The organism is Fontisubflavum oceani (assembly GCF_030407165.1).
In the GTDB taxonomy this organism is placed as follows: domain Bacteria; phylum Pseudomonadota; class Alphaproteobacteria; order Rhodobacterales; family Rhodobacteraceae; genus Rhodophyticola; species Rhodophyticola oceani.
This window is the reverse complement of sequence record NZ_CP129111.1, coordinates 2,575,961-2,589,505: the sequence shown is the minus strand read 5'-3', so window position 1 is coordinate 2,589,505 and position 13,545 is coordinate 2,575,961. Positions and strand designations below refer to the sequence as shown.

13 protein-coding genes, 1 tRNA gene and 2 pseudogenes are annotated in these 13,545 nt (G+C 60.2%); 3 read left to right on the top strand and 13 right to left on the bottom strand.

Going from position 1 to position 13,545, the window contains the following annotated elements:
* Positions 1-5 precede the first annotated feature (5 nt).
* A complete protein-coding gene (locus QTA57_RS13230) occupies positions 6-1,589 on the bottom strand; it encodes a L,D-transpeptidase family protein (RefSeq protein WP_290151915.1) in 1,584 nt (527 codons plus the stop codon).
* A 389-nt stretch (positions 1,590-1,978) separates the two neighbouring features.
* Between QTA57_RS13230 and QTA57_RS13225 the strand changes: the two are divergent.
* The 3 genes and pseudogenes from QTA57_RS13225 to msrA all read left to right on the top strand — a co-directional run bounded on the left by QTA57_RS13225 (position 1,979) and on the right by msrA (position 3,619).
* Positions 1,979-2,537 (top strand): annotated as a pseudogene (locus tag QTA57_RS13225) (YcbK family protein).
* A 126-nt stretch (positions 2,538-2,663) separates the two neighbouring features.
* Positions 2,664-3,113, top strand: coding sequence for a peptide-methionine (R)-S-oxide reductase MsrB (gene msrB / locus QTA57_RS13220; RefSeq protein ID WP_145208737.1), 450 nt, complete (start codon positions 2,664-2,666; stop codon positions 3,111-3,113).
* Positions 3,110-3,619: a peptide-methionine (S)-S-oxide reductase MsrA gene (gene msrA, locus QTA57_RS13215; RefSeq protein WP_290151913.1), complete on the top strand. Its 510-nt coding sequence runs from the start codon at positions 3,110-3,112 to the stop codon at positions 3,617-3,619. The genes msrB and msrA overlap by 4 nt, the downstream gene beginning before the upstream one ends.
* Before the next feature lie 17 nt (positions 3,620-3,636).
* Here msrA and QTA57_RS13210 read toward each other — a convergent pair.
* From QTA57_RS13210 to QTA57_RS13155, 12 genes and pseudogenes are all read right to left on the bottom strand, one after another.
* A pseudogene (locus QTA57_RS13210) lies at positions 3,637-4,994 on the bottom strand (DUF2339 domain-containing protein).
* 110 nt (positions 4,995-5,104) lie between these two features.
* Entirely contained in the window at positions 5,105-6,157 is a 1,053-nt protein-coding gene (locus QTA57_RS13205; RefSeq protein ID WP_290151912.1) for a DUF2339 domain-containing protein, read from the bottom strand.
* A gap of 458 nt (positions 6,158-6,615) precedes the next feature.
* Positions 6,616-6,692: transfer RNA gene (locus QTA57_RS13200), tRNA-Arg, on the bottom strand.
* A gap of 123 nt (positions 6,693-6,815) precedes the next feature.
* Entirely contained in the window at positions 6,816-8,036 is a 1,221-nt protein-coding gene (locus QTA57_RS13195; RefSeq protein ID WP_290151911.1) for a cysteine desulfurase, read from the bottom strand.
* Complete coding sequence (locus QTA57_RS13190; protein ID WP_171559640.1) at positions 8,036-8,629, bottom strand: Yip1 family protein; 594 nt, start codon at positions 8,627-8,629, stop codon at positions 8,036-8,038. Before QTA57_RS13190 ends, QTA57_RS13195 begins: the two co-directional genes overlap by 1 nt.
* A 1-nt stretch (position 8,630) precedes the next feature.
* Positions 8,631-9,128 carry a YIP1 family protein gene (locus QTA57_RS13185; protein WP_145208700.1) on the bottom strand — a complete coding sequence of 166 codons (498 nt, stop codon included), beginning with the start codon at positions 9,126-9,128 and terminating at the stop codon, positions 8,631-8,633.
* Positions 9,129-9,131: 3 nt separating this feature from the next.
* Entirely contained in the window at positions 9,132-10,430 is a 1,299-nt protein-coding gene (locus QTA57_RS13180) for a SufB/SufD family protein (protein WP_290151910.1), read from the bottom strand.
* Complete coding sequence (sufC, locus tag QTA57_RS13175) at positions 10,430-11,185, bottom strand: Fe-S cluster assembly ATPase SufC (protein ID WP_171559637.1); 756 nt, start codon at positions 11,183-11,185, stop codon at positions 10,430-10,432. Before sufC ends, QTA57_RS13180 begins: the two co-directional genes overlap by 1 nt.
* Before the next feature lie 61 nt (positions 11,186-11,246).
* Entirely contained in the window at positions 11,247-11,558 is a 312-nt protein-coding gene (locus QTA57_RS13170) for a heavy metal-binding domain-containing protein (RefSeq protein WP_145208694.1), read from the bottom strand.
* The gene (locus QTA57_RS13165) at positions 11,555-11,722 is read right to left on the bottom strand and encodes a hypothetical protein (RefSeq protein WP_290151909.1); all 168 of its coding nucleotides are present in this window, start codon (positions 11,720-11,722) and stop codon (positions 11,555-11,557) included. The genes QTA57_RS13170 and QTA57_RS13165 overlap by 4 nt, the downstream gene beginning before the upstream one ends.
* Positions 11,722-12,612 carry an FkbM family methyltransferase gene (locus QTA57_RS13160; protein WP_290151908.1) on the bottom strand — a complete coding sequence of 297 codons (891 nt, stop codon included), beginning with the start codon at positions 12,610-12,612 and terminating at the stop codon, positions 11,722-11,724. Before QTA57_RS13160 ends, QTA57_RS13165 begins: the two co-directional genes overlap by 1 nt.
* Positions 12,612-13,520 carry an FkbM family methyltransferase gene (locus QTA57_RS13155; RefSeq protein ID WP_290151907.1) on the bottom strand — a complete coding sequence of 303 codons (909 nt, stop codon included), beginning with the start codon at positions 13,518-13,520 and terminating at the stop codon, positions 12,612-12,614. Before QTA57_RS13155 ends, QTA57_RS13160 begins: the two co-directional genes overlap by 1 nt.
* Between the last annotated feature and the right edge of the window lie 25 nt (positions 13,521-13,545).

Here is a 13,545-nt window from a genome sequence, read left to right as displayed (position 1 = left end):
GAGGTTTAGCTGGTGACAGCCCGGACCGCCACCCCTGCGTCTTGCATTGCCCGCCAGAGCAGCGCGTTCCGGCCATAGACGTCATCGCGGTAATTTACCCGACCCTCCGGCGTGATCCAGGCGGTCCAGTAGACCAGATGCACCGGTACCGGGTCTTCAAGGTTCACCCGGGTTTCCTGCCGAGAGGCACGGATTTGGCCATAGAACCCCCGCGGATCGGCCTCTTGCCGGGCAAGCAGATGATAGGCCAATTCCTGCGGGCGGTGCACGCGGACGCAACCATGAGAATAGGCCCGGACTTGCCGGTCAAACAGGTTCCGCGACGGCGTGTCATGCAGATAGATGTTCCACTGGTTGGGGAACATGAACTTCACTTCGCCAAGCGCATTGCTGTTGCCCGGGGGCTGGCGCAGGTCGAACGGGAAATTCCGGTTGGTGTATTGGCTGAAATCGATCCCTTCGCGGCTGACCACGCGCCCGCCCCGCATCAGCTGCAGATGCCCCGCCGCGGCGGGGTTGGCCCGCATTTGTGGCAGATACTCGCCAACCGTGATCGAGCGCGGCACGTTCCAGCTTGGGTTGATCACAATGTGATCCATCTCGTCAGAGAATTCCGGCGTGCGGCGATCGCTGTCGCGATGGCCCACCACAACCCGGGTCTCAAAGCTCACCTGCTCGCCATCGATCACATAGGCATGGAAATCCGCGACATTGACCAGGATATGCCGATCCCCGCGCTCGCGGTTCATCCAGCGCTGCCGTTCCATCGCGAGGATGATCTGCCCAAGACGTGTCTCAACCCCAACGTTGATTTCGGCCAAGGTGGCCGCTCCGGCCTCGCCATCAGGCGTCAGCCCATGATCGGCTTGGAACGCCTGAACGGCGGCCTGCAACACCCCGTCATAGGTCGCTGTCGCGGAGCGCTCGAGATAGCCCATTGCCATCAACCGGTTGCGCAGCGCAATAACACCCTCGCCACTATCACCCACTTCAAGCGCACCGGATTGTACGGTCGGACCCCAGCCACCGGCGCCCAACACGCGCTCCAGGCGCAATTTTTCGCGCATCAAACGGACATATTCCGGATGGCTTGGCGGCAGGTCACGGATGAACTCATGGGGGTTGGCCGAAACGAACTGAGTGATCTGCTCCAGCGGGTCGCGGCGCGGCAAATCCTTAACGATATCGGCCACCACGTCGTCGGGCTCCAACATACCGGACTGCACATCGCGGGCGTATTGCAGGAACATGCGCGAGGCGAGCACCTCGGCCTGACCGCGCGCATAAGGGTTTGTCGCGTCACGGAAGGTTTGGCGTAACAGATCCGCGTCATAACGCGACGCCGGCAACCCGTGATCCTCGACCCGATCCAGTGCCGCCAGAAGCGCGTTGCGCCGCTCTGCCGCGTCGCTGGTGGTCCAAATCGGCTCGAAGTTCCGCTCCCGATAGAATGCCGCCAAAGCGTCGTCCGAGGAAGCCGCCTCAGCAATCGACTGACGAAGCGCCGTGTGGTGATGCGCCGCCGCATTTTGCGGCAAAGCCAAGACCAGCAGCAGGGCAAATCCTGCAATCCAACCGGTCACTGTCATAGAAAATTTTCGTGTCATCATAATCAAATACCTGTTCGTGTCGCGGATCACGCCCTCGTGACCACCCTGCCGCCTGCGCCCTTATCCTGTCTATTCACAAAATCGCAAGCCTCTTGGAATAAAGCAGGAACATAGAAAACTGTTCCCCGACTGCAACGGCCGAGATCGAGCTCGGCTCAGTCACAGATTGGACGGCGATTCTGCCACAGCTTGGCGAAATATCGCCGAAATCCGCGACCAATTGGCCGAAAGGGAAGAGTGAGACTTTAAGATTTGTCTCGTTTGTGTCATGAACACCACATCTGTGGGGATGGATACGCGAGATAGCCGCAAAAAGCGGCATGATGTGCGACGGAACGGGCAGAAGACGAGATGGGGCACAGACTTCAATGACAAAATCAGCGTTTACGCGGCGCGCGTTGTTGCGCGCTCGCGGCCACCACTGTAACGGCCGCACCGGTCATGGCGAATGCATTTGGCTTTCTGCGCGGCGCCGGCGATATCCGCAAACTGGCCATGTATAATGGGCGCACCGGCGAAAGCCTCGATATGATCTACTGGATCGATGGCGATTATGTCGGCCCTGCCCTCGACGAGATCAACATTCATATGCGTGACTGGCGGCGCAATGAGGTCCGCACGATCGACACGCGCACAATCGACATTATGGCCGCTGCCCATAATCTGCTGGAAACGTCTGAACCCTACACCCTGCTCTCCGGCTACCGCTCGCCAGCGACCAATGCGATGTTGCGCTCCCGGTCGCGCGGTGTGGCGCGGAACTCTCGCCATATGCAAGGCGAAGCTGCCGATCTACGGATCAATTCGCGCAGCGTGAGCCAGATTGCCCGCGCCGCCGCAGCGTGTAACGCAGGCGGCGTTGGCCGTTATTCCGGGTCCAACTTCGTCCATATGGATTGCGGTCCGGTCCGGACCTGGGGTCGCTAACCCGCCTCTCGCAACACAATCCCTTGATCTGGCCCCGTTTTGCGGGGCCTTTCTGTGTTTGACGATTGGACATTGCGTGCCCTGCCCCCATATCTTGGCCCAACGCCGATGACTTGGAGGAACCCCATGACCGCCTACGCAAAGACAGACGAGGCCCTCGCCAAGCTGAGCCCAGAAGAATATCGGGTGACACAAGAAAACGGGACCGAGCGCCCGGGCACCGGCGCGCTGTTGAACAACAAAGAGCCCGGTATCTATGTCGATATCGTCTCTGGTGAGCCGCTTTTTGCCTCCGCTGATAAATATGAAAGCGGCTGCGGCTGGCCCAGCTTCACCAAGCCGATCGAGACCGCCCATATCAATGAACTCCGCGATGTCTCCCACGGGATGATCCGGACCGAAGTGCGCTCGACCCATGGCGACAGTCATCTGGGCCATGTCTTCCCCGACGGGCCTCAGGATCGCGGCGGCCTCCGCTATTGTATCAATTCCGCCTCGCTCAGGTTTGTCCATCGCGATGAGATGGAGGCCGAAGGCTATGGCGCCTATCTGGACCAAGTGGAGGATGTGGCATGAGCGCGCGCGCTGTTTTGGCCGGTGGTTGCTTCTGGGGAATGCAGGATTTGATCCGCAAGCGCCCCGGCGTTGTAAAAACGCGGGTCGGGTATACCGGCGGTGACGTCCCCAATGCGACCTATCGCAACCACGGCACCCATGCCGAAGGGATCGAGATTATCTACGATCCGGCGATTGTCAGTTACCGGGATCTTCTGGAACTGTTCTTTCAGATACATGACCCCACCACGCTGAACCGTCAGGGCAATGATATCGGCCTCTCCTACCGCTCCGCGATTTATTATGTCGATGAGGATCAGCGGCGGGTCGCGCGGGATACCATCGCCGATGTGAACGCCTCCGGTCTCTGGCCCGGCCCAGTGGTGACGGAGCTCGAACCGGTCGGCGATTTCTGGGAAGCCGAGCCGGAGCACCAGGATTACCTGGAGCGCATTCCGCATGGCTATACCTGCCATTTCATCCGGCCCGATTGGGTTTTACCCCGTCGCGAGACAGCGGCAGAATAACCAAGATGGGCCGGGGGTCACGCCTCTGGCCCATCTCCCCCATCGTCATCAGCGCGCGGCGCATGTTTCGCCTGCGCCCATCTGTTGAGCCAGGCCAACCCGGCCAGCAGCAGCCCGAGTGCCAAAAGCGAGAAGACCCGGATCAACCCGCCAAGGCCCGATATATCGACCAAGAAAACCTTGGCAATCGCGAGCCCCAGGACCAGAATCCCGGCGCGGCGCATCAACGCGGACCCCTGCGCCAAGGATTGGTAGAAGAGCCCCCACCGATCACCAGCAGCACGATGGTGTAACTGTAAAGCTCGCCCTGCCCCATGCCCGGCAAAGCCATGCCGTCCGCGCCCTGCCAAAAATGCCGGATCGCCAGAAAGAGCCACACCATAGCGGGCACCAAGGCAATTGCAGCCATCCCAAGGCGGATGTTTTTCGGCAGGGACGTCAAGCGCCAAGCGCCGAACCCAAGCACCAGCGCGGGCAGCAGATAGCCGAGGATCAGCGAGTTAACCAGGACCGGCCCCAAGACACGCCCATCTCCGACCGCCCAAAGCGGATTATAGGACACGATGCTGAGCACCATTGCCGCCGCCGCAATGGTGCCAAATATCCCGGCCAAGATAAGACGCAGTGTATAAAACGGGCCGCCAAGTTGCAGCCTTCGCGCCTGCGTAAGCGCCAAGACAAGCCAAATGACCGCGTGAAGCCCCGCCGACCAATGGGTCGTCACCGCATCCACACCCGCCGCATCGCGCACAAATCGATAGAGCAGAAGCGAGATCAGCACGCCGCCGGTGGACCACGCCGCACTGTCCAGCAGTATGCGCATCTGCATCCTGTCCCGGTCGCGCAGCAGCCAAAGCCCGCCGAGAAAACCAGCGAATGCGCCGAGATAGGCCAAGACGACCTCCGCGAGCGGAGCCGTTCGCGCCCAATCGAGACCCGGATCCACAATCAAGCGATATCCAATCGCGCCGATGCCAATGGTGACGAACCACGTCATGAGGGGCAGATTGAACCGGCGATCAAGCGCGACCGCAGCAACCACGGTGACCACAAAGGCCAACGTCAGCGCCACGTCACTGAAGATGATCACAAAGGCAAAAGACAGCGCCGCGAGCGCCGAGAGCGTGGCGAAGGAGACCCGCAATCGATCCGCGCCATCCACCCGCGCAAACCGCTCGGCCAGCAGGACCATGACCGCTGCGATCGCGGCGGCATGAAGCGCCCAGGGATACGCGCCGATGACCTCAGCAGGCCGCCAGGTGAGCTCCAGAAGGATAGCCATGACCGGCGCATAAAGCGTTGCGGCACCGCCCCAGATCACTTTGTACCGCGATGCCGTTAGCGCGCGCCACCCAAGCGTCGCGGTGATCAGCATAGCGATCCCAACCAACCATGTGACGGTCAAAGGCATCCCGGCTTCGGCATTTTCAGGGATGGTCCGAAAGGCCCGACTCACTGCCCCGCCTTCGGATTGCCCGATTGACATCAAAAGCAATGTGACCGCCGGCACAGCCACGAGATCGGCCAAGGCTTCCGCCCCCGCGCCCAGATCAAGAGGGCAAGCGTGATGACCGTCAAAACACTAATGATCAGCCAAAAATCGGCTGCGGTGTTTTGATTGATCAGCGCGATGAAGCCCGTGCTCGCAACAACCACACCGCCGGCGATATAGGTCGGAAACTCGGGGAACTTGGACGAGGCGCTGGCTCTGATAATCGCCTGCGAGCACATTGCCCCGGCATGGGTCGGGATCAGCCGCAAAGGTGGGATCGCGATCGCCGCAAGCATCAGACCAACAAGATAGATCACATAGGGCACCGTGGTGACTGGCGCAGCGCTTGCTTGCACCATCCAGCCCGCACCATAGGCCATCACCAGCGAGACCACCGTGACCCAGGCCCAACGCCGGATCGCATCCACCGCCAGCCCGACCAATGTGACCACGGCAAAATAGCCGAAGAGCCAGGAGGGATTCTCGCTTGATCCGCCGACCACGAAGGGCGCGGCCATCGCACCGATGATCCCGACACCCGCCAAAAGCGGGCCATAGAACCAGCCGAGTATTATGGCCACGGCCCCAACCGCCATCATCCCGACCAGCGCCATCTCGGGCCCGATAAGGTCATAGAGAACGCGAGCCGACAAAATGGCGGCGAACAGGGTCGCGATTCCCGCACCAGAGAAGGTCGAGGGGAGATACGCCGTCGTCGAGGCTTCATCATCGCCATAACGTCGGCGGATCACTTCACCCGCGGCGATCAAGGCCGCTCCGAACGCAAGGGCTGCTAAGACGCGAACAGGTGGCGGCAACAGGCCTTGCTCCATCCCGTATTGCACCAAAAAGACACCGGCCAAGGCCAAGGACAGGGCGGAAACTGCGTAGAACCAATTCTCTTTCAGCCAATCCCCGAAACGATTTCGCCGCTTGTCCCGCACAATCGCGGAGAGCGACTTGGGCTCGGAGGGTGCTGGCGGCGGCGCTGTCGATGCAGGCGGCACATCGGGGGACGACGGGCGAGACGCTCTGCCCCCTGCCATGGGCCCGACGCCGGTGGTGTCTTGACCGCCTCCTCGGCAGAATCCGCGGGGGCGGTGACCGGTGAGGTTGTTTCTGCATCTGTGGCCATCGCCTCAGGAACCACATCCGTTTGGCGCGGTACTCCGTCTGGGTCGGCCCATTGCCGCTCCAGGTCGGCAACCCGCCGCGTCAAGCGCGCGTTGGCGACCAAGAGGTAGATGACCGCAAAGGGAATGGCCAAAACGACCAAGCCGAGTAGGACAAAGAAACCTTCCACGACGCACCTGCTCAGGAATTAAACCAATCTATCAATTGGGTAGCGGTTCCCTCCCGCGAAACAAGAGCTAATCTTGCGTAATGGAGGTTTCCCGTAGGTTTGCTGCGGTGGCGGAATAGTGCGGTTAGGAGAAATTAGCTATCGGGATCAACGTGACCGCGCCTTGGCAGCAATCACACTCAACAGTCGCAGTATGAGTAATGGCGCACCTGAGAGGATTCGAACCTCTGGCCTCTGCCTTCGGAGGGCAGCGCTCTATCCAGCTGAGCTACAGGTGCCTTGGCCGCGACCTATAGCGAGATGTGTCAGGCGCTGCAATCAGGAACCGCGCCTGGGGCTGACCGAATTGAGAAAACGCACAAAACCATTAATCCGTCGTCAGCTCAGATGCAGCGCGTCCCTCAGGCGAAAAGCTCATGCGCCAGTTCCAGCGCGTCGACCAGCGTGTCGACTTCCGCTTCGGTGTTATACATCCCAAAGCTCGCGCGGCAGGTGGCCGTGACGCCCAGATGCTCCATCAATGGCTGCGCACAATGATGGCCGGCCCGGACGGCAACACCTTTCTTGTCGAGAATGGTTGAGATGTCATGGGCATGCGCCGCGCCGTTCAGCGTGAAAGAGAAGATCGCGCCTTTCGTCGCGGAATTTCCTTGCACATTCAGCCAATTCAACCCATCCAATCGCGATCTCGCATAAGATGTCAGCGCCGCTTCATGCGCCGCGATCTGATCCATGCCGATACCCATCATGTAATCGAGCGCGGCACCAAGCCCGATCTGCTGCACAATCCCCGGCGTCCCGGCCTCGAACTTCATCGGCGGGTCGTTCCAGGTAATCTGATCGCGATGCACTTCGCGGATCATATCGCCACCGCCCAGGAACGGTCGCATCTCCGCCATCCGCTCTTTGCGGATATGGATCGCCCCGGAGCCCGAGGGACCATAGAGCTTGTGCCCGGTGATCGCGTAGAAGTCGGCGCCAATCTCATCGACATTGACCGGCATATGCACGGCCGATTGCGAGCCATCCAGCAAAACCGGCACGCCCCTATCCTGCGCCCCGGCGACAACCGATTTCACATCGACGACCGTGCCCAACACATTCGACATATGGGTCAGTGCGATCAGTTTCGTGCGCGGCGTGATCGCCGCCAGCACCGCCTCTGGATCGAGGTCGCCATTGGCATCCACATCGACCCAGACCAGCTTAACCCCCTGTCGCTCCCGCAGGAAATGCCAGGGCACGATATTGGCGTGATGTTCGGCGACACTCAGGATGATCTCATCGCCCGCCTGCATCCGCGGCATGGCCCAGCCATAGGCGACGAGGTTGATCCCTTCGGTGGTGCCGGAGGTAAAGACGATCTCCTGTTCGTCAGCCGCCCCCAAGAACCGCGCGATTGTGCCACGCACGGCCTCGTACTTCTCAGTCGCCAGGTTACTCAGGTAATGCAGACCCCGATGGACGTTGGAATACTCCATCGAATAGGCCTGCGTGATCGTATCGATCACGGCCTGCGGCTTCTGCGCTGAGGCGCCATTGTCGAGATAGACCAGCGGCTTGCCGTTCACTTCCCGCGCGAGGATCGGAAAATCGGCGCGGATGCGCTCCACATCATACATCAGATGCCTCCTTGTGGCACGGATACGCCCAGAATGGTCAGGGCAACGCTGGCGAGAAACGCAATGCCGATGATCGAGAGGATCACCATGACAAAGACCTGCCCAAGCGAGTGAAACCCATGCAGCGCGGCAATGAAGTTCACCAAGAGCCAGAAGAACAGGGCCATGGCCGCAATGGTGATCAGTGGCGCGAGAAATGGCACGATGATCAGGGCGACAAGCTGAATGATCTGAACGCAGATGAAGATGAATTGCAGCCAAATCACCAAGAGCAGCGCCTCATGGAACTGCCCCGTTCCACCGAAGGCCCGCCCGATATGGTGGATCGCCTGGATCATCACAAAGAGCAGTGCGCCTTGGATCAGGCCAAGCGTGACCGGCGAAAACACCAGGACCGCGCCCTCGATCGGGTCGGTGATCAGGTCAACAACGGAGCCGAGAATGATGGTGATCACGATCACCAGCGCAAACATCAGCCAAAGCGCCTGATGCGGCGGGGCGAAGCTCAACACGGTCGCGGCGCCTTCGCGCGGGTCCCGCACCGTGTCGCGGGCCAATCGCACCAAGCCGCCAAGGGTCGCCATATCGGTCATCTCACGCCTGCCTTTCCGGGGCGGTCTCCGCCTCGGTCAGCGTCATGCCCCAGATTGCGAGGAAGGCCAAGACCAACCCGGCCCCGACCAGCGTTTGCGCAGGGCCTGGCCCAATGAAGCCCATGATCAGCCCGTGAAACAGAAACCCCGGGCTGGTTGCTAAGAGCGTCCAGAACAGCGCCAGTCGGGCAGCATAGGCGCTGCCCTGGCCACGGAACAACCGGGCGGCGAGATGGCTGAGTGTGCCGATCCCATAAAGTAGGATTGGCGCAACGAAGAGCCAGCCGAACAGCGCGCCACCCAAGAGACCTTCCAGAGGCACGGTCGAGTCCAACATCGCTTCCCGCTGGAGCCGCGGCCATTGCGCCACGAAGATCAGCAGGCAAGCCAGCATCAGATAGATCAACGCCCGATCTTCCCGCCGCCCCATATCGAGGAGACGACGGATCACCTGGCGCGGGCGGCGCCAGGTTTGCAGAATATCGGACGTCACCGCCATGTCTTACCCGCGCCGCCGCTCCAGCCACTGCTGCAGCCGCATCAGGATATCCTCGCGCAGACGGTCATCCTCGATCTCATCGATGGCTTCGGCCAGGAAGGCGAGCACCAGAAGATCGGTCGCCTGATCCTCCGGCACACCGCGCGAGCGGAGATAGAACAGACCTTCCTCATCAATCGCACCGGTCGTGGACCCGTGCGAACAGATGACATCGTCGGCGTAAATCTCAAGCTCCGGCTTGGCTTGGAAACTGCTGTCATCATCCAAGAGAAGCGCCTGACTGATCTGATACCCGTCGGTCTTCTGCGCACCCTGTTTGACCAGGATTTTGCCCTGAAAGACGCCCTCGGCCCCATTGCGGAGCACCTTTTTGAACACCTGACGGCTTTCGCAGCGCTCCGCATCATGGGTGATGAACACCGTATCATCATGGTGGAAAGCACCATTCGCACCATCGCCAAGCGCCGCGCCCGCCACATGGGCGATCGCGTCATCGCCGGCGATCTCGATGATATTCTCGTTCCGGGTCAGCACGCCATTGGCCGTGAGGGTGAAAGACTTGAAGGTCGATTCCGATCCGAGGCGAGAGAACATATGCGTCACCGCCCGGCGCTCATGATCGCGGCCTTGCGCCCGGACATGATGGAAGGTGCCGGTATCGGCGATCTCGATCTCCATGCATTTGTTGAACCGCGCCGCGGCGGGCCCGTTTTCGAGGATCGTGACTTCGGCCCCCTCTTCCACTTTCACCAGATGGTGCAGGATGGCGTCAGAAGTCTCGGCCTGATGCAGATAGATCAAGCTGATCGGCTTAGCCGCCTTGCCGGTTGCGCGGACCACAACGCCATTTGTGGCATAGGCCGTGTTCAGCGCCGCCAGCGGTCGGTTCACCGGGTCTTGGCCACGGGTTTCCAGCACACCATAGAGATCTTTTGCCCAATGGATGTCTTTGGTCAGCACATCGGAGAGCAGCTCGACTTCGACCCCCTCCATCGAAAGATCATCGCTTGCTTCGGAGTCAAACACCCCGTCGACAAAGACCAGTTTCAACCGGTCGATCCCGTCATAAAGCGGGGTCTCGTCATTACCCTCGAAAACAGCCGCCTCGGGCGCCGACGGTTGGGTCAGCGTCGCCGGATTGGTGAATTTCCAATACTCGTCGCGCCGGGTCGGCAGGCCCATGCGCCGCACCCGCGCTTCGGCATCGGCGCGCGCCTCATTGGCCCATCCCGCCCCGATGGGCTGCTGCAACCCGGCCAGACGCGCGTCGGTCAGGTCGGTTTTGGCTTCAGCCAACGCCATTACGCCACCTCCGCCAAGATATCGCCATAGCCGTTCTGCTCGACCTCAAGCGCCAGCTCGGGCCCGCCGGTTTTCACGATCCGGCCATCGGCCATGATATGCACCACGTCGGGTTTGATATGATCCAGCAGGCGTTGGTAATGGGTGATCACCAGGAAGCCCCGGCCCGCATCGCGCAGCGCGTTCACACCTTCGGCGACCAGCTTCATCGCATCCACATCAAGGCCGGAATCGGTCTCGTCCAGGATGCACATTTTCGGCTCAAGCATCGCCATCTGAAGGATTTCGTTGCGCTTTTTCTCACCACCGGAGAAGCCGACATTGACCGGACGTTTCAGCATCTCGGCGTCGATCTTCAGCGCCTTGGCTTTCTCGCGGATCACCTTGAGGAACTCCGCCGCGCTCATTTCTTCTTCACCGCGCGCCTTACGCTGTGCGTTCACGGCGGTGCGCAGGAAGGTCATGTTGCCGACGCCGGGGATCTCGACGGGATACTGGAATGCCAAGAACAGGCCAGCGGCGGCGCGCTCTTCAGGGTCCATCTCTAGAATGTCCTCGCCTTCGAGCGAGGCGGCCCCATCGGTGACCTCATAGCCATCCCGACCAGACAAGACATAGCTGAGCGTGGATTTGCCCGAGCCGTTCGGCCCCATAATCGCGTGCACCTTGCCCGCCTCCACGGTCAGGTCCACACCTTTCAGGATCGCCTTATCCTCTTCTTCAAGAGCGACGTGCAGGTTCTTGATTTCAAGCATATTTCTTCTTCCCATCTTTCGTTACGGGCCGTTCGCGCATGGCCCTTGATTTCCCAAAAACTCAGCCGAGCCGCACAGCCGTGCCGGAGGCCGAGACCATCAGCATGTTGTTGATCACTTCGTAATCCAGATCGACGCCAACCACCGCATTGGCCCCAAGCGCCGTGGCACGATCTTGCATCTCGTCGAGCGCGACCTGCCTGGCCTTGCCCAACTCTTGCTCATAGGCGCCCGAGCGCCCGCCGATAATATCGGTGATCCCCGCAAAGAGATCCCGGAACACATTGGCCCCCAAGATCGCCTCGCCGACGACGATGCCGTGATATTCGGCGATCTGATACCCCTCGACCGAGGGGGTTGTGGTCACGATCATAGCGTTTCTCCGTCGCGGTCATTTTGGCTCTGTTCAATCCGATCGGCAAAACGCAGATGTGCCGTGTTCGGGCCACCTGCACCCGCAGAGGATCGACGACTGATTGGCCGCATCAGGCAAACGTCGGCCTTCGAGAGGGTCAGAACCGGGATTGGCTGAGCCATCACGCATCCTCCTTACGCAGCTGATGCTCCGGGAATGTGGCGATATACGCATCGGCCAGCGCGGCCGAAAGACGATCCCGGCCGGTCAGAATATCAAGGCATAACAACGCCATATCGGGGCTGTCGAACACCGTATCGGCGGCCAACGCCAGATAAATCAACTGATCATCGCTCAGCGTCTCGACCCAATCGCTATCACGGATATAGACCGCATCGCCGTCCAGCAATTGGCTCGTCATCCGCGGGCGCAGCACCTTGTCTTCGTGCTCATGCGGCATCATCACCGATTTGGTGAACATGAACTTATGCAGCTTAAAGCCCTGGCGCCGCAGCTCTTGATCGAGATCGCCAAAGAGCGGTTCGCCCTCGTAAATCCGATGAAACCGTACCTCGGTTACAACGGCCACGGCCTCAGATAGCTTGCCAACGCCGCCACGGAGAACTTCCAGCTCGCCACCCTGCAAATCCATCTTCAGCAGATCAATCGGCGGCAGATCGGCCAGCATATCCAAGGTCACGGGCCGGAGCGGCACTTCCTGTGTCTTCGCGGGCCGAATCCATTTCTCCTTGCCAATGGATTTCAGCGCGGCCCGGTCCATCGGATAGAGCGACGAAAAGCCAGACCAGGGATGCAGATAGAGCGTCCGATCACCCGGCAGCCCCACGGCGTCCTGGAAATACGTCTCGTGATCCGATTTGGCCTTTTGCAGGTCTTCAAAGGCCTCGGGGTTCGGCTCAAACCCATAAACATGGCATTTCTGCGCCTTAAGCAGCGGCTTATACGGCGGATCGCTGAGCGGGTTCGCCCCCACATCGCACACCCGCATCACCCGCGAGGGCTGCAACGCCTCGGTCAACACCGCGCGCCGGTTGGAATTTGCTCCGGCCATCAACTGCTCGCCTCAACCGCTGGTTCCATGATCCGCAACTCTTCAGGCAGCTTGCGCACATAAACTCGTGGGAGCCGGCGTTCGACCGCGTCACGGCGCACAAGCTCATCCAGACACATCAGGCAAAGATCAAAGCTTTTGAAGACAGTATCGGCGGCCAGGGCGAGCCGTTTCAACGCCTCGGTACTGACTGCTTCTTTGTCTTCCAGATTGCGGATATAGACCGCATCGCCATCAATCGACTGGCTCGCCGCAAGACGGGGATGCAGCTGCTTGCGTTGCGAACTCGGCAGCAAAGCGGGCTTCTGAAACAGGATCTTGTGCAAGACGAACCCCTGCTCATGGAGTTCCGCGTCGACATCGCGCAGCATCGGCTGGCCTTCATAGATTTGATAGAAGGCCACTTCGGGTATCACCGCAATCGCCTCGGTGAGCTTCGTTCTCCCGCCTGTAAGAACGTCCAACTCCGCGCCCTGCACATCCATTTTCAACAGGTCAATCGACGGAATCTCATCAACATCGTCAAGCGCGACCAAATCGACCTCGATTTCTGTGATCTCCCGCTTGTACCAATGCCCCTTGCCCATGAAATCCGCGGCGGCGCGCCGAAACTTATACAAAGACGACAGCGTCGAAATCTTATGCGAATAGAAGCGCGCTTTGCCTGGTGCGCCAACCGCGTAAGGCAGATAGGTGCGGCTCTCGTCTTTTACCGAGTCTAACTCGGCAAAGGCTTTCTCGTTCGGCTCAAATCCCCAAAGCTGAGCGGAACCATGGCTCAGCAAAGGATCATAGTCCGGCCGGGCGCCAAATGGGTTGGCCCCCACATCGACAATGTGCATGGGGCGCTCAAGCACCAAAGAATCAATCAGAAATCGGGTTCTGCGATTGGCCAATCTGTCTGCCATTATGCCCCTCCATTGCCATCAGCAG